Below are 15,153 nucleotides of genomic sequence, written 5' to 3'. Positions count from 1 at the left end.
CACGGCTCATCCTGCGCTCAGATCAATGAACGCTGCACTTCACAGTTCGTCACGATCTGGCTTCGTCGCCGGTTGCACAGGGGGCTGCCAGGTCGCATTCAATCGCCCGCGACGTTGCCAGTAACCATCGGTGTCCAGTACCTCAAGCAATCCGACACTGGCGAGCGCGGCGAGGTACGCATCGACCCCGTCCTTCGCCTCCTCGTTGAACAAGGCCGTTTCCTGTGGCGAGAAGCTGGGGGTGAATTTGAACAGGGCCCCGCCACGACCGGTGAAATAGCAACAGCCCCCGGAGACACCGCTCTTTTTCACAACATCTCTGCAGAACCACAGGTCGGCCAAGGCCAGGTTATCCATCAGTAATCGATCAGACGCAGTGGGGTCCTTCACGAACAGGTTGAAGCGTTTGTAGAACTGATGAACAGCCGCCCATTTGTAGTCCTGCGGAAAAACCGGCAACGGCAAAGGCTGCGCACCCGGCACCGTGACCGGTGCAATGGGCCCACCCGGCCCTGAGTAAAACAGCGTACTGGCAGCCCCACTGTTGACGCCGTCCTCATGCGGCTCGACGGCCACGAACGAAGAAGACGCCTGATGGATCAGCACGCCACCCAGATACGGTTGGCCGACGTACTCGCCAATCAATCGCTGCGCCAAGCGAGCCGCATCATCGGCATGGGCGAAGACGGGGCCGAGCGCAAACCGGTTGTCCTGCTCCCACTTGATCAGCTCGATGCCGGTTTTGACACCCCGGGCATCAACCCTGAGCGGCGACCAGAAAGCGCTGCGCACCACGACCTGCAACTCACCGTTGGCGATGACTTTGCGCAGGTAGTCAATCAGCGATTCCCGGCCTGATTGCAGGATTTTCTCGTAGGCCACCGTGGCATGAAACAGGGTCCACTCAGGTGCCTTGGCCCTGGGGGCATAGCGCAACAAGGCGCCGTCGGCGCAGGAGATGTAGACGTTGAGGTACGTGGATCCTTCAGCCGTGCGCACACCGACAGCGCCCAGCCCGTAGGACAGGTCTCGAGGCGAGATGAAGCTCTGCGTCACGTCATGGGGCAATCGTCCCGGGCTTGTCGACGGACACAAATAAATGCCCTCGACTCGATACCCCAACGGTAGCAACCCTTGGGGAAATACCCGCTCGACCGTGAGATGCCCTTGCCGCCCGTCGATCGGCAGCGTCGTCACGTACCGTTCACCGTTCAGTCCCTTGAGCACAAAGCCGAACATCAGGCTGGCACGGGCGCCTACCGTGCGATGGACATGGCGCATGGCATCGTCTACCTGCGTGAAGACCGGGCTGAGCGCCGGCTCGGTAATGGCAAATCGATGCACGTCCGACGAGATAATCCCCGGATAAGCACTCCAGTGCGACAGTTGCCTGGCCTCGCCCCACAGTCGGCTCCCCCGAATCACTTGCAACCGGCCGGCCCTTGCAACCTGATTGACATACTCGCTCGGTGTTAGCGTGCCGTTGCGCATCTGCAGTTCTATCGGGGTATGCCGGCGCTGCAATTGGCTGGGTGGCGCCAATGCCCGAGCGAGTTGCTTTTCGCTGGCGCTTGCACTGAGGGTGTAGCTGATCAGGCTGCCGTCGAGCCCCAGCAGGTATTCCTTGCCGGGCGACAGAGACGGGGAACCCCCGGAGCCGGTCAGAATGTCCGCCAGAAAATCCGTGGAAAACATCGCCTGGTACACGTCCCGCTCGCGGTTCGACAGCGCGAAAATCGGTTCGATCGGGATTCTGGAATGGTACCGGGCGACGACCGTACTCCCGGTCAGAAACAAACCCTGTTCAATCAATTCATCCAGACGAATCCAGTTGGCAGGGAAGTTCTCGACCTCCACGGCCACCGGCAACGTTGCGACAAACAAACCATCGGCGCGACGCAGCACCAGGCCGCCGTAGACCCGCTCACGCCGTGAGCCCAACTGCGCCAGCGCATAGTCCGCAGCATCGTCCTGCGACACAAAGACCGGGCTGAGGGCTCGCCGCTGGATCTGCACGAAAGGTGTCCAGTCAGGTCCGACACTCCCCGGCTCGTCCCACAGCTCACTGGTGCGCAGCACCTTCAGTTCTCCGGCCTTGGCGAGCATTTGAATGACGTTGGCATAGGGTCGTGTGTCCTTGCCTAATGCTGACGTCAGTTGCTGCACACCCTGATAGTCGAGTTGTGTTGAGGAGGCCGAGTACTGGTAACGCAACAATGCCCCATCCAGTGTTGCGATAAAAATGTTCAGGTCCTGAAAATGCGTCAGGCGTTGCGTGCCCTTGTCGTCGTGGATCGCAGCAGCCAAATCGCTGATGGACGCAAAATGCCGGGCAAACCAGGCCTCCGTGGTCGATAACCCTTTAGGCATCCAGCTTGCCGCGTAATAAAGCCCGAGGGTCCTGAACTCGTCGATCAATACGGGAGCGCCAAAGTCGCTTGCCTGGTTCAGCGCCCCCAGGCCCCTGGGCGTAACCGTTTCGGTCGCCACGTACTCCTCGCGCGCCTTGTGCTTGAGGATGAATCCCCAACCCGCCGCGGCTGCGCGGTAGTCGAGCCGGGCACGATGGCGGGCGTTCAACACGGCGTCTTCGGCACTGGTAAAAATCGCCCCCAGCACGGGAGCGGCAATGTCTGTGCGGGCGGCCTCGTTATTTGACTGATCACCCAGCACCGTTCCCCGCGGCCCCCACACGTCGCTGCCGACCACCACGCGTAATCTGCCGGTGCCGGCCAGTTCGTCGACCACTGCACTGGGCTCAAGTGTGCCGGCTGCCAGCTCCTGGTCTATCAGCGTTTTGCCATCGGCGAGTACGGCCGCCCGCTGTTGCAGGCGGTTGCGAGCCGCCACTTTCGATACATCGGGGCTGTAAACCAACAGGGCGTCGGCCGAGCCGGACAGGTAGAAATCAACAACATGCGCACGCTTGTCGAACACCGAGCGAATGTCTTCGGTGGTGAACATTTGTGCGTGGGTCAGTTGCTCTTGCAAGTCAGCACGCACAATGGCTCCGGCATCCGCTTGCCAACGCGAGGCGTACAGCCCATGAAAAGAGTGACCCTCGACCAACACGATCGGTGCCCCGGTAGCGTCGAGGGGGCAGAGCCTGTCCAGTGCAAACCGTTTTGCGGCAAACACCGGCTCGGTGGCGACGAAACGTTGGTTTCGATCCTGCAAAACCATCCCGACGAAGCCCTGTTCACGCCGGCTGCCAATATATTCATGAGCAAAACGGGCGGCATCGTCCGCCCTGAGGAAAGCGGGACTCAAGCGCCTCGACCGGGCATAGGGTTGCCAGTCAGGCCCCACGATCCCGACAACATCCCAAAGCGCGCTGTCCTTCAGCACCGTCAGCTCGCCAGCCGCTGCCACCTGTCCGATGTAATCCGCAGGCTTGAGCGTACCGGTCTTCAGTCGCACGTTGAGATCCGCGCTGTCCTCCAGCGGTACTTCACGCAGGTGCGCCGAAGGTCGGTATTGCAACACGGCGCCGTCCCGGGTCCGGGCGTACACCTTGAGGTAGTCCGGGTACTCCTGCCGGTGGACATCTTCCAGCGAAAACCTGATGCCCGTAGCCAACTCCTGCGGTGAAAAAAAGCGCTCATAAAGCCAGGGCTCGCCGGCGCTCTGAGACGCATCACCCTGCAGCATGAAGTAGACGCCGTTCAGGTCGAAATCGAGCAGGCGCTCCAGCGTGCGATCGGCATTCATCGGGAAGGACTTGAACAGTTCGGCTGCCGGCTCGCTGGAAAGCACCGGATAGGTCGCCATGTACTGCGCGCTGCCGGCAGAGGTCACGACAAACCCCAGATAAGCGCTGCCGGTGGATGCGCTTACCGTGGCGGCGGCCGCTTCGATGGCCTTGTCCACCTGGTCGAACACCGCACAAAAAAACGGCTGTACCGACGTCGAACTTCTCACCGCAGCCGTACCGAGCGTCCAGTTCGTCGGCACGTTTCCTCGCACGCCTCCCCACGGTGCATTGGCTACCAGTACGCTCAGGGTGCCGGTCTGGGCGACTTTCTGAATCAGTTGCTCAACGTCGGAGAACGGCCCGAAAGCCTTGACGCCCAGCTCAATGAGTTCTTCCTCTTCTGCCGGCTGAGTGGACTCGTACTTGATCAACGAGCCATCCGGCCCCGACAAATAATGACGCTGGCCATAGGCGCCCGGGTCCTGCATGTGACTCAGGAGATGTGCTCTGGAAAAAAATCCGAGGCTCAACGTGATCTCCTCAGTCGTCCAGCGCGGATGAATACGCTGGACGTCAGCGTGACTGGCCGCGTGGGACAAGTAATACGCCGCGCCCCTGTAGCCGGGTGGGGCAAACAGCTCTTGGGGGTTTTCAGAAGATGACAGGAAGTCGAAATCGAAATGCCTCATCCTTCCCGCCACCGGCAATGTGGGCTGAAATTTTCCGTCGCCACGCTGCAAGATCACACCGCCGTAAGTCTTGTCATGGCGCGCGCCGATCTGCCGGTGAGCCCAGTAGGCCGCGTCATCCGCGCTGATGAAGGTCGGCCCCAGGGCAGGAAAGGTTGCCCCGCGTCGGGGTGCTGAAGGTGTACTGATAGAGATGCCGTTCATGCGCTGCTCACTCAACTGAGAAGCCACGATGATCAAGATCCCGGAGCGCGGCAGGTGGTACATATATATCGCTACCGTTTTTTTTGCTTTGCCGCACCCGGCACCAATGCTGCGCACGGCGGTGCACCCGCGCCTTCATCAAGCCCCAGTCTGGTGCGTCATCACGTTCACCGAGGGCTCTATTTCAATATTTCCCTGCCTTTTCCGAACAGGCACAGCCCTTGCTAAAGACCCTTCAGTAGTCCGCATCTGCCAACCCAGAAAAAATTCTAATGTTCATGGAGATCGCACAATGAAGCGTCGTAGCTTGATCAAGGCTTTCACACTCACGGCAAGCATTGCCGCGATGGGCATGACCTGGACCGTCCAGGCCGCCGAGACCATCAAGGTCGGTATTCTGCACTCGTTGTCCGGGACCATGGCGATCTCCGAAACCTCGCTCAAAGACATGGCGTTGATGACCATCGACGAGATCAACGCCAAGGGCGGCGTGAACGGCAAGATGCTGGAACCGGTGGTCGTGGACCCCGCGTCGAACTGGCCGCTGTTCGCGGAAAAGGGTCGTCAGTTGCTGACCCAGGACAAGGTCGCCGTGGTGTTCGGTTGCTGGACGTCGGTGTCGCGTAAATCGGTGTTGCCGGTGTTCGAAGAACTCAACGGCCTGCTCTTCTATCCGGTGCAATACGAAGGCGAAGAGATGTCGCCGAACGTGTTCTACACCGGTGCCGCGCCGAACCAACAGGCGATCCCGGCGGTGGAGTATCTGATGAGCGAAGAAGGCGGCAGCGCCAAGCGTTACTTCCTGCTGGGCACCGACTACGTTTACCCGCGCACCACCAACAAGATTCTGCGCTCGTTCCTGCACTCCAAAGGCGTAGCGGACAAGGACATCGAAGAGGTCTACACCCCGTTCGGCCACAGCGATTACCAGACCATCGTGGCCAACATCAAGAAATTCTCGGCCGGAGGCAAGACAGCGGTCATTTCCACCGTCAACGGCGACTCCAACGTGCCGTTCTATAAAGAACTGGCCAACCAGGGCCTGAAAGCGACCGACGTTCCGGTTGTAGCGTTCTCGGTCGGCGAAGAAGAACTGCGCGGCATCGACACCAAACCGCTGGTGGGCAACCTCGCGGCCTGGAACTACTTCGAGTCGGTCGAGAACCCGGCGAACAAGAAATTCGTGGCCGACTGGAAAGCCTACGCGAAGAAACACAACCTGCCGGGCGCCGACAAAGCGGTGACCAACGATCCGATGGAAGCCACTTACGTGGGCATCCACATGTGGGCGCAAGCGGCTGAGAAAGCCAAATCCACCGACGTCGACAAAGTCCGCGAAGCGCTCGCCGGCCAGACCTTTGCCGCGCCGTCGGGTTACACGCTGACCATGGACAAGACCAACCACCACCTGCACAAGCCCGTGATGATCGGCGAAATACAGGCCGACGGTCAGTTCAACGTCGTGTGGCAGACCGAAGGGCCGATCCGTGCCCAGCCTTGGAGCCCGTTCATTTCGGGTAACGACAAGAAGCCGGATTATGCGGTGAAGAGCAACTGAGTCACTGGATGTCGGCCTGAGCACTTCATTCAGGACCGACACAAATCCCTGTAGTAGTGAGCCTGCTCGCGATAGCGGTGGGACAGACAACAGACCTGTTGATTGATAGACCGCTATCGCGAGCAGGCTCACTCCTACATTTAGCCCGCGCAAGGCCTTACATATGCCCACCGCCCTTTACCGCTTGATCTTTGCACTCGCGCTCTTACTGCCGATGGCCGCGCATTCCGGCGACGCCGAAGACTTCGTCGCCGCCAATCCCGTGCAGCAAGCCAAGCTTCTGGAGTCCTGGGCTGCGCAGCCCGATCCTGCCCGCATCGAACTGATCAACGCCCTGCAACAAGGCGAGTTGACCGTCGACGGCCAAGCCAAAACCCTGCGCCTGAACAATCGTCTGCGGGGTCTGATCGACACCGCGCTGGCCAGCCACCAATTGCTCGCCGCCGACGCCAAAATCCGTCTGGCCGCCGCGCAGCAATTGCAGAAAAGTGCCAAACCGGCCCAGCTGAAATTCCTCGACCAACAACTGGCCGGCGAAAAAGATGAAACCGTCCACGCAGCCCTGAGCCTGGCGCTGGCCAACCTGCAACTGGTCGACACCGACCCGGCCGTGCGCCTCGCGGCGGTGCGCCTGCTCGGCGAAACCGGCGATCCGCTGGCCCGCACCCGCCTCGAAAGCCTGCTGGAGCCGGGCATTGAAACAGACGCCAACGTGCGCACCGCTGCCGAAACCAGCCTGGCCCAGGTCAAACGTAAACTGCTGATCGGCGAAATCCTCGGGCAAGCGTTCAGCGGCATGTCCCTGGGCTCGATCCTGCTGCTCGCCGCCCTGGGACTGGCGATCACCTTCGGTCTGCTCGGCGTGATCAACATGGCCCACGGCGAAATGCTGATGCTCGGCGCGTACTCGACCTACGTGGTGCAGCTGATGTTCCAGCGCTTTGCCCCGCAAGCCATCGAGTTCTACCCGCTGATCGCGTTGCCGGTGGCGTTTTTCGTCACTGCCGCAATCGGCATGGCGCTGGAGCGCACGGTGATTCGTCACCTCTACGGCCGCCCGCTGGAAACCCTGCTCGCGACCTGGGGCATCAGCCTCATGCTGATTCAGCTGGTGCGTTTGGTGTTCGGCGCACAGAACGTCGAAGTAGCCAACCCGGCCTGGCTCTCGGGCGGGATTCAAGTGCTGCCCAACCTCGTGCTGCCGTACAACCGCATCGTGATCATCGCCTTCGCCTTGTTCGTGGTCGTGCTGACCTGGCTGCTCCTGAACAAGACGCGCCTGGGTTTGAACGTGCGCGCCGTCACCCAGAACCGCAACATGGCCGCGTGCTGCGGCGTGCCGACCGGGCGCGTGGACATGCTCGCGTTCGGCCTCGGCTCGGGCATTGCCGGACTCGGCGGCGTCGCGCTCAGCCAGATCGGCAACGTCGGCCCGGACCTCGGCCAGAGCTACATCATCGACTCGTTCCTGGTGGTGGTGCTCGGCGGTGTCGGTCAGTTGGCCGGCAGCGTCCTGGCCGCGTTCGGCCTGGGCATCGCCAACAAGATTCTCGAACCGCAGATCGGCGCCGTGCTCGGCAAGATCCTGATCCTCGCGCTGATCATTCTGTTCATCCAGAAGCGTCCGCAAGGCCTCTTCGCACTGAAAGGACGGGTGATCGACTGATGAACCAGCCCCTGATGCTCACGGCCAGCCAAAAGGCCGGCCCCAAAGTCACCATCGCTGTTGGCGCGGTGATTCTGGTTCTGCTGCTGGCGTTGCCGCTGTTCTCACTGTTGTCGCCGGACAGTGTGTTCCACGTCTCGGCCTACACCCTGACGCTGGTGGGAAAAATCCTTTGCTACGCCATCGTCGCCCTCGCCCTCGATCTGGTCTGGGGTTACGCGGGGCTGTTGTCCCTCGGCCACGGCCTGTTCTTCGCCCTCGGCGGCTATGCGATGGGCATGTACTTGATGCGCCAGGCCTCAGGCGATGGCTTGCCGGCGTTCATGACCTTCCTGTCGTGGACCGAACTGCCGTGGTACTGGACCGGCACCAGCAGCTTTCTCTGGTCGATGTGCCTGGTGGTGTTGGCGCCGGGGTTGCTGGCGCTGGTGTTCGGGTTTTTCGCCTTCCGTTCGCGGATCAAGGGCGTGTATTTCTCGATCATGACCCAGGCCCTGACCTTCGCCGGGATGCTGCTGTTTTTCCGCAACGAAACCGGGTTTGGTGGCAACAACGGCTTCACCAACTTCCGCACCATTCTCGGCTTTGGCATTACCGAGCCGGGCACGCGCGCGGTGCTGTTTTTCGCCACGGTGGTGTTGCTGGTGGCGAGCCTGTTTATTGGCTGGCGCCTGGCGCAGAGCAAGTTCGGCCGGGTGCTGACCGCGTTGCGCGATGCGGAAAACCGCCTGATGTTTTGCGGCTACGACCCGCGGGGTTTCAAGCTGTTTGTCTGGGTCTTGAGTGCGGTGCTGTGTGGTCTGGCTGGCGCACTGTACGTGCCGCAAGTCGGAATCATCAACCCGAGTGAAATGTCGCCGACCAACTCCATTGAAGCGGCCGTATGGGTGGCCCTCGGTGGTCGCGGCACGCTGATCGGTCCGCTGCTCGGCGCCGGTGTGGTCAACGGCATGAAGAGCTGGTTCACCGTGGCATTCCCCGAATACTGGCTGTTCTTCCTCGGCGCACTGTTCATCGTCGTGACCTTGTACCTGCCCAAAGGCGTGATCGGTCTGCTGAAAAAGAGAGGTGAGCAATGAGAGTCACTGCGACGGCTGAATTCATGCTCGAACCGGCATTTTTTCCTGTGGAGCCCAACAAGGATGCCGGCAGCAGCCGCGATGCCATCGGCCTCGGGCAACGTGTCGGCCCTGGCCTGGACACACGCCACGGCACGATCCTGACCCTGGAAGACATCAGCGTCAGCTTCGATGGTTTCAAGGCGCTCAACGCTCTGAACCTGTACATCGGCGTCGGCGAATTGCGCTGCATCATCGGCCCCAACGGCGCGGGCAAGACCACGCTGATGGACGTCATCACCGGCAAGACTCGCCCCAGTCACGGCAAAGCCTGGTTCGGTGAAACCCTGGACCTGACGTCGATGAGCGAAGTGCAGATTGCCCAGGCCGGCATCGGCCGCAAGTTCCAGAAGCCGACGGTGTTCGAAGCCTTGAGCGTGTTCGAGAACCTGGAGCTGGCGCAGAAAACCGACAAGTCGGTGTGGGCCAGCCTGCGGGCTCGCCTCAGTGGCGAACAGAAAGATCGCATCAGCGAGGTGCTGGAAACCATTCGCCTGACGGCCTCGGTCAATCGCCCGGCGGGTCTGTTGTCCCACGGCCAGAAGCAGTTTCTGGAGATCGGCATGCTGCTCATGCAAGACCCGCAACTGCTGCTGCTCGACGAGCCGGTGGCGGGCATGACCGATGCCGAGACCGAGTTCACCGCCGAACTGTTCAAAAGCCTGGCCGGCAAGCATTCGCTGATGGTGGTGGAGCACGACATGGGTTTTGTCGGCTCGATTGCCGACCACGTCACCGTGTTGCACCAGGGCAGCGTGCTGGCCGAAGGGTCGCTGGAACAGGTGCAGGAAAACGAGCGTGTAATCGAGGTTTATCTCGGAAGATGATTTTGCTCCCGTAGGAGCGAGGCTTGCCCGCGAAGCTTTTGGCGGCCTCCAGGCCCCCTTCGCGGGCAAGCCTCGCTCCTACGGGGGATTTGAGGGGAATTTGAAGATGCTGCAAGTCGACAAACTGCACCAGTATTACGGTGGTAGCCACATCCTGCGGGGCCTGACGTTTGACGTGAAGGTCGGTGAAGTGACGTGCCTGCTGGGGCGCAACGGCGTGGGCAAGACCACCCTGCTCAAATGCCTGATGGGTTTGCTGCCGGCCAAGGAAGGCGCGGTGAACTGGGAAGGTAAACCGATCACCACGTTCAAGCCGCACCAGCGGGTGCATGCCGGGATCGCCTATGTGCCTCAGGGTCGCGAAATTTTCGGCCGCCTGACCGTGGAAGAAAATCTGCTGATGGGTCTTTCGCGATTTCCTGGTTCTGAGGCCAAGGAAGTGCCGGCCTTCATCTACGAGCTGTTCCCGGTATTGCTGCAAATGAAGCAACGGCGTGGCGGTGACTTGTCCGGCGGCCAACAGCAGCAATTGGCGATTGGTCGCGCACTGGCCAGCCGTCCACGGCTGTTGATTCTCGATGAGCCCACCGAAGGCATCCAGCCGTCGGTGATCAAGGAGATCGGCGTGGTGATCAAGAAGCTCGCGGCCCGGGGCGACATGGCGATTCTACTGGTCGAGCAGTTCTACGATTTCGCCGCCGAACTGGCCGACCAGTACCTGGTGATGTCCCGCGGCGAGATCGTGCAGCAAGGTCGCGGCGAAAATATGGAAGCCGAGGGTGTACGCGGTCTGGTTACGATCTAATCTGAAGCGTCCTGACGATAACTAGAAGACATGAACTTACCTCTCCCCACTGCCCTGTTTACCCCGAGCTGGCATGCCGAGCTGGAATTGGGCTACGCCCGGTTCGGCGACAGCACGCGACCGGTCCAGCGCCGACATAAAGGCCCGCTGCGGGTGCAGAAGCACCTGTATGCCGAAGGGCCGCAAGTGTGCCAGCACATCATCGTTCATCCGCCGGGCGGCATCGCAGGCGGTGATCGACTGGACATCTCGGCCAGCGTCGGCCCGGATGCCTGGGCGCAAATCACCAGCCCGGGCGCTGCCAAATGGTATCGCGCGGCGGGGCCCGCCTATCAGCAGCTGACGTTGAAAGTGGCGTGCGGTGCGACACTGGAATGGCTGCCGCAAGAGACGATTATCTTCAGCGACGCCCAGGCCGAACTCGGCACCTCGATTGATCTGGAGGGCGACGCCCGGCTGTTTTACTGGGACGTCGTGGCGCTGGGTCGCCCGGCCAGTGGCGAGCGCTTCGACCTCGGGCATTTTCAGGCGCAACTGGACATCCGCCGCGACGGCCAGTTGCTCTGGCACGAACGCCAGCGCATTGTCGGGGATGACGGGCTGCTCGACTCGCCGATTGGCCTGGATGGGCAGCCGGTGTTTGCGACGTTGCTGGTCACGGGTGAGATCGATAGCGAACTGCTGGAAACCTGTCGCTCGCTGCCCAATGAAGTGCGCGGGGATCTGACGCAATTGCCGGGGCTTCTGGTGGCTCGGTGTCTGGCCAGTGAGGCGCTGTTGGCGCGGGGCTGGATGATTGATTTGTGGCGGTTGCTGAGACCTGCGTTGCTCGGCAGGGAAGCGGTCCCACCCAGAATATGGAGCACCTGAAACACTTTCCAATGTGGGAGCGAGCCTGCTCGCGAAGGCGCGGTGTCATTCAACATAGATGCTGATTGGCCCGCCGCCTTCGCGAGCAGGCTCGCTCCCACAAGGTTTGCATTCACAGTTCCAATGACCTTTTTAACTGCCCTGATGGATTCCAAACGATGGACCTGACCCCACGCGAAAAAGACAAGCTGCTGATCTTCACCGCAGGCCTCGTGGCCGAGCGGCGTTTGGCGCGCGGCGTGAAACTCAATTACCCGGAAGCCATGGCCTACATCTCCGCTGCGCTGCTCGAAGGCGCGCGTGACGGCCAGACCGTGGCCGAACTGATGCACTTCGGCACCACCCTGCTCAGCCGCGAACAAGTGATGGAAGGCATCCCGGAAATGATCCCGGAGATCCAGGTCGAAGCGACGTTCCCCGACGGCACCAAACTGGTCACCGTTCACCAACCCATCGCCTGAGGACGCGTCATGACCTATCACATCCGCGACGCGCTGCACGCCGATCTGCCGGCGATCCGCGACATCTACAACGACGCCGTGCTCAACACCACGGCGATCTGGAACGAACAGGCCGTGGACCTGGGCAACCGTCAGGCATGGTTCAGCGCCCGGCAAGCCCAGGGTTATCCGATCCTGGTGATCGTCGACGGCGATAACAGTGTGCTGGGCTACGCTTCATTTGGTGACTGGCGGCCGTTCGACGGTTTCCGCCACACCGTCGAGCACTCGGTCTACGTGCGTAGCGACCAGCGTGGCAACGGTCTCGGCCCGCAATTGATGACGGTGCTGATCGAGCGCGCCAAAGACTGCGACAAACATGTCATGGTCGCTGCCATCGAAAGCGGCAACGCCGCTTCCATCCGTTTGCATGAACGGGCCGGTTTCGTGACCACCGGGCAAATGCCGCAGGTGGGCACCAAGTTCGGCCGCTGGCTGGACCTGACCTTCATGCAACTGACCCTCAATCCTGGCGCGGAGCCGCCGCCCGCCAACAAGGAGTAATTGCCGATGAACGCTGCCCAACTGCGCCGCGTCAATGTTGAAAGCTTTGCGCACTATCGTCAGGGTTTGATTGATTTGCTGCTCGACGCCGTCGGCTATGGCGCCAGTGTCGGGTTCATGGCCAATCTGGACGCCACTCAGGCCCGCGCCTATTTCGATGAGGTTCAGGACAACCTGAACAAGGGCAACGTACTGCTGTGGGTGGTGGTCAAGGACGAGCAAGTGCAGGCCAGTGTGCAACTGACCCTGTGCCAGAAAGCCAACGGTCTGAACCGTGCCGAAGTGCAGAAACTGCTGGTGCGCGAACATGCGCGCCGTCGTGGCCTGGGCCAACAATTGATGAGCGCGCTGGAACAGGCCGCGCTCCAGCACAAACGCGGCATGCTTTACCTCGACACCGAAGCCGGCTCCCCCGCCGAAGACTTCTACAAGGCCCTGGGTTACACCAAGGCAGGTCAAATCCCTGATTACGCCTGCGACCCGAGCGGCCAGTACAAACCGACCGCCCTCTACTACAAGATTCTTCAGGGAGCCCACTGATGATTCCCGGTGAATACCAGATCCAGCCCGGCGACATCGAACTCAACGTTGGCCGTCGCACTGTCAGCCTGAAAGTGGCCAACAGTGGCGACCGGCCGATCCAGGTCGGCTCGCACTACCACTTCTTCGAAACCAACGACGCCTTGAGCTTCGACCGCGCCGCCAGTCGCGGCATGCGCCTGAACATCCCCGCCGGCACCGCCGTGCGCTTCGAGCCGGGGCAGAGTCGCGAGGTCGAGCTGGTGGACCTGGCCGGGCATCGCCGGGTGTTCGGGTTTGCCGGCAGGATCATGGGTGACCTCTAAGGAATGCGGTGTCTGCACCGACCCCATCGCGAGCAGGCTCGCTCCCACAGTTGATCGCATTCCCCTGTGGGAGCGAGCCTGCTCGCGAGAGTGAGCGCAGCGAACGATTTCAAATTCAATTGAATCTCAAGGCGAACGAATGAAGATTTCCCGTCAGGCCTACGCCGACATGTTCGGCCCCACCGTCGGTGACAAGGTCCGTCTGGCCGATACCGAGCTGTGGATCGAAGTGGAAAAAGACTTCACCACCTACGGCGAAGAAGTGAAATTCGGTGGCGGCAAAGTCATCCGTGATGGCCAGGGGCAGAGTCAATTACTGGCCGCCGAAGTGGTCGACACCTTGATCACCAACGCGCTGATCATCGACCACTGGGGCATCGTCAAAGCCGACGTCGGCCTCAAAGACGGCCGCATCGCCGCCATCGGCAAGGCCGGCAACCCGGACATCCAGCCGGACGTGACCATCGCGGTCGGCGCCAGCACCGAAGTCATTGCCGGTGAAGGCATGATCCTCACCGCTGGCGGCATCGACACACACATCCATTTCATCTGCCCGCAACAGATCGAAGAAGCATTGATGAGCGGCGTCACCACCATGATCGGCGGCGGCACCGGCCCGGCCACCGGCACCAACGCCACCACTTGCACGTCCGGGCCGTGGCACCTGGCGCGTATGCTCCAGGCTGCCGATGCATTCCCGATGAACATTGGCTTTACCGGCAAGGGCAACGCAAGCCTGCCGGAGCCGTTGATCGAGCAGGTCAAGGCCGGCGCCATCGGCCTCAAGCTGCACGAAGACTGGGGCACCACCCCGGCGAGCATCGACAACTGCCTGAACGTCGCCGACCAGTACGATGTGCAGGTGGCGATCCACACCGACACCCTCAACGAGTCGGGCTTTGTCGAAACCACCCTCGCCGCCTTCAAGGGTCGCACCATCCACACCTATCACACCGAAGGCGCGGGGGGCGGTCATGCCCCGGACATCATCAAGGCCTGCGGCTTTGCCAACGTGCTGCCGAGCTCGACCAACCCGACCCGGCCGTTCACCCGCAACACCATTGACGAACACCTCGACATGCTGATGGTCTGCCACCACCTGGACCCGAGCATTGCCGAAGACGTGGCCTTCGCCGAAAGCCGCATCCGCCGCGAAACCATCGCCGCCGAAGACATCCTGCATGACCTCGGCGCGTTCTCGATGATCAGCTCCGACAGCCAGGCCATGGGCCGCGTCGGTGAAGTCATCACGCGCACCTGGCAGACCGCCGACAAGATGAAAAAGCAGCGCGGCCCGCTTCCCGGGGATGGCGAAGGCAACGACAACTTCCGCGCCAAACGCTACATCGCCAAGTACACGATCAACCCGGCGATCACCCATGGCATCAGCCATGAGGTGGGCTCGGTGGAAGTGGGTAAATGGGCGGATCTGGTGCTCTGGCGTCCGGCGTTTTTTGGCGTCAAGCCGACCTTGATCCTCAAGGGCGGGGCCATTGCGGCCAGCCTGATGGGCGATGCCAATGCTTCCATTCCGACGCCGCAACCGGTGCATTACCGCCCGATGTTTGCCAGCTACGGCGGCTCGTTGCACGCCACCAGCCTGACCTTCATCAGCCAGGCAGCCCAAGAAGCAGGCCTTCCCGAGGCCTTGGGTTTGAAGAAGAAAATCGCAGTGGTCAAAGGGTGCCGCGAGGTGCAGAAAACCGACTTGATCCACAACGACTATCTGCCGACCATCGATGTCGACCCGCAGACCTATCAAGTCAAGGCTGACGGTGTCCTGCTGTGGTGCGAGCCCGCCGATGTGCTGCCGATGGCTCAGCGATATTTCCTGTTTTGATCGTTCTGTCTGCCTGACAATCCCGGCGGCCTG

Annotated in this window: 12 protein-coding genes; 11 read left to right on the top strand and 1 reads right to left on the bottom strand. The window is 61.3% G+C overall.

Annotated elements, in window-relative coordinates; genetic code table 11:
* Positions 1-39: 39 nt before the first annotated feature.
* The gene (locus FHL16_RS18825; RefSeq protein ID WP_177346240.1) at positions 40-4,587 is read right to left on the bottom strand and encodes a DUF4329 domain-containing protein; all 4,548 of its coding nucleotides are present in this window, start codon (positions 4,585-4,587) and stop codon (positions 40-42) included.
* Between the two features lie 292 nt (positions 4,588-4,879).
* Between FHL16_RS18825 and urtA the strand changes: the two genes are divergently transcribed.
* The 11 genes from urtA (at position 4,880) to ureC (ending at position 15,120) form a co-directional block, all read left to right on the top strand.
* Positions 4,880-6,145: an urea ABC transporter substrate-binding protein gene (gene urtA / locus FHL16_RS18820; protein ID WP_010463931.1), complete on the top strand. Its 1,266-nt coding sequence runs from the start codon at positions 4,880-4,882 to the stop codon at positions 6,143-6,145.
* Between the two features lie 163 nt (positions 6,146-6,308).
* Positions 6,309-7,811, top strand: a complete 1,503-nt coding sequence (gene urtB / locus FHL16_RS18815; RefSeq protein ID WP_010463933.1) for an urea ABC transporter permease subunit UrtB — start codon at positions 6,309-6,311, stop codon at positions 7,809-7,811.
* Positions 7,811-8,890: an urea ABC transporter permease subunit UrtC gene (gene urtC, locus FHL16_RS18810; protein ID WP_077748952.1), complete on the top strand. Its 1,080-nt coding sequence runs from the start codon at positions 7,811-7,813 to the stop codon at positions 8,888-8,890. Before urtB ends, urtC begins: the two co-directional genes overlap by 1 nt.
* On the top strand, positions 8,887-9,756 hold the full coding sequence (urtD, locus tag FHL16_RS18805; protein ID WP_010464089.1) for an urea ABC transporter ATP-binding protein UrtD: 870 nt from the start codon (positions 8,887-8,889) through the stop codon (positions 9,754-9,756). Before urtC ends, urtD begins: the two co-directional genes overlap by 4 nt.
* 106 nt (positions 9,757-9,862) lie before the next feature.
* Positions 9,863-10,561: an urea ABC transporter ATP-binding subunit UrtE gene (urtE, locus tag FHL16_RS18795; protein ID WP_077748951.1), complete on the top strand. Its 699-nt coding sequence runs from the start codon at positions 9,863-9,865 to the stop codon at positions 10,559-10,561.
* Between the two features lie 30 nt (positions 10,562-10,591).
* Entirely contained in the window at positions 10,592-11,431 is an 840-nt protein-coding gene (locus FHL16_RS18790; protein WP_010464093.1) for an urease accessory protein UreD, read from the top strand.
* A gap of 158 nt (positions 11,432-11,589) precedes the next feature.
* The gene (gene ureA, locus FHL16_RS18785; RefSeq protein ID WP_007907366.1) at positions 11,590-11,892 is read left to right on the top strand and encodes an urease subunit gamma; all 303 of its coding nucleotides are present in this window, start codon (positions 11,590-11,592) and stop codon (positions 11,890-11,892) included.
* Between the two features lie 9 nt (positions 11,893-11,901).
* Complete coding sequence (locus FHL16_RS18780) at positions 11,902-12,435, top strand: GNAT family N-acetyltransferase (RefSeq protein WP_010464096.1); 534 nt, start codon at positions 11,902-11,904, stop codon at positions 12,433-12,435.
* A 6-nt stretch (positions 12,436-12,441) separates the two neighbouring features.
* Positions 12,442-12,975, top strand: coding sequence for a GNAT family N-acetyltransferase (locus FHL16_RS18775; protein WP_010464097.1), 534 nt, complete (start codon positions 12,442-12,444; stop codon positions 12,973-12,975).
* A complete protein-coding gene (locus FHL16_RS18770) occupies positions 12,975-13,280 on the top strand; it encodes an urease subunit beta (protein WP_010464099.1) in 306 nt (101 codons plus the stop codon). The genes FHL16_RS18775 and FHL16_RS18770 overlap by 1 nt, the downstream gene beginning before the upstream one ends.
* A gap of 139 nt (positions 13,281-13,419) precedes the next feature.
* Positions 13,420-15,120 carry an urease subunit alpha gene (gene ureC / locus FHL16_RS18765; protein ID WP_010464104.1) on the top strand — a complete coding sequence of 567 codons (1,701 nt, stop codon included), beginning with the start codon at positions 13,420-13,422 and terminating at the stop codon, positions 15,118-15,120.
* Positions 15,121-15,153 lie beyond the last annotated feature (33 nt).

This window comes from Pseudomonas sp. FSL W5-0299, from assembly GCF_005930655.1.
In the GTDB taxonomy this organism is placed as follows: Bacteria; Pseudomonadota; Gammaproteobacteria; order Pseudomonadales; family Pseudomonadaceae; genus Aquipseudomonas; species Aquipseudomonas mandelii.
Note: the sequence above shows the minus strand (reverse complement) of the source record. Positions and strands in the feature narration are given on the sequence as shown.

Excerpts from the sequence above, each read along its gene's own strand:
- FHL16_RS18825 (WP_177346240.1), bottom strand. The coding sequence starts at position 4,587 with ATGAACGGCATCTCTATCAGTACACCTTCAGCACCCCGACGCGGGGCA.
- urtA (WP_010463931.1), top strand. The coding sequence starts at position 4,880 with ATGAAGCGTCGTAGCTTGATCAAGGCTTTCACACTCACGGCAAGCATT.
- urtB (WP_010463933.1), top strand. The coding sequence starts at position 6,309 with ATGCCCACCGCCCTTTACCGCTTGATCTTTGCACTCGCGCTCTTACTG.
- urtC (WP_077748952.1), top strand. The coding sequence starts at position 7,811 with ATGAACCAGCCCCTGATGCTCACGGCCAGCCAAAAGGCCGGCCCCAAA.
- urtD (WP_010464089.1), top strand. The coding sequence starts at position 8,887 with ATGAGAGTCACTGCGACGGCTGAATTCATGCTCGAACCGGCATTTTTT.
- urtE (WP_077748951.1), top strand. The coding sequence starts at position 9,863 with ATGCTGCAAGTCGACAAACTGCACCAGTATTACGGTGGTAGCCACATC.
- FHL16_RS18790 (WP_010464093.1), top strand. The coding sequence starts at position 10,592 with ATGAACTTACCTCTCCCCACTGCCCTGTTTACCCCGAGCTGGCATGCC.
- ureA (WP_007907366.1), top strand. The coding sequence starts at position 11,590 with ATGGACCTGACCCCACGCGAAAAAGACAAGCTGCTGATCTTCACCGCA.
- FHL16_RS18780 (WP_010464096.1), top strand. The coding sequence starts at position 11,902 with ATGACCTATCACATCCGCGACGCGCTGCACGCCGATCTGCCGGCGATC.
- FHL16_RS18775 (WP_010464097.1), top strand. The coding sequence starts at position 12,442 with ATGAACGCTGCCCAACTGCGCCGCGTCAATGTTGAAAGCTTTGCGCAC.
- FHL16_RS18770 (WP_010464099.1), top strand. The coding sequence starts at position 12,975 with ATGATTCCCGGTGAATACCAGATCCAGCCCGGCGACATCGAACTCAAC.
- ureC (WP_010464104.1), top strand. The coding sequence starts at position 13,420 with ATGAAGATTTCCCGTCAGGCCTACGCCGACATGTTCGGCCCCACCGTC.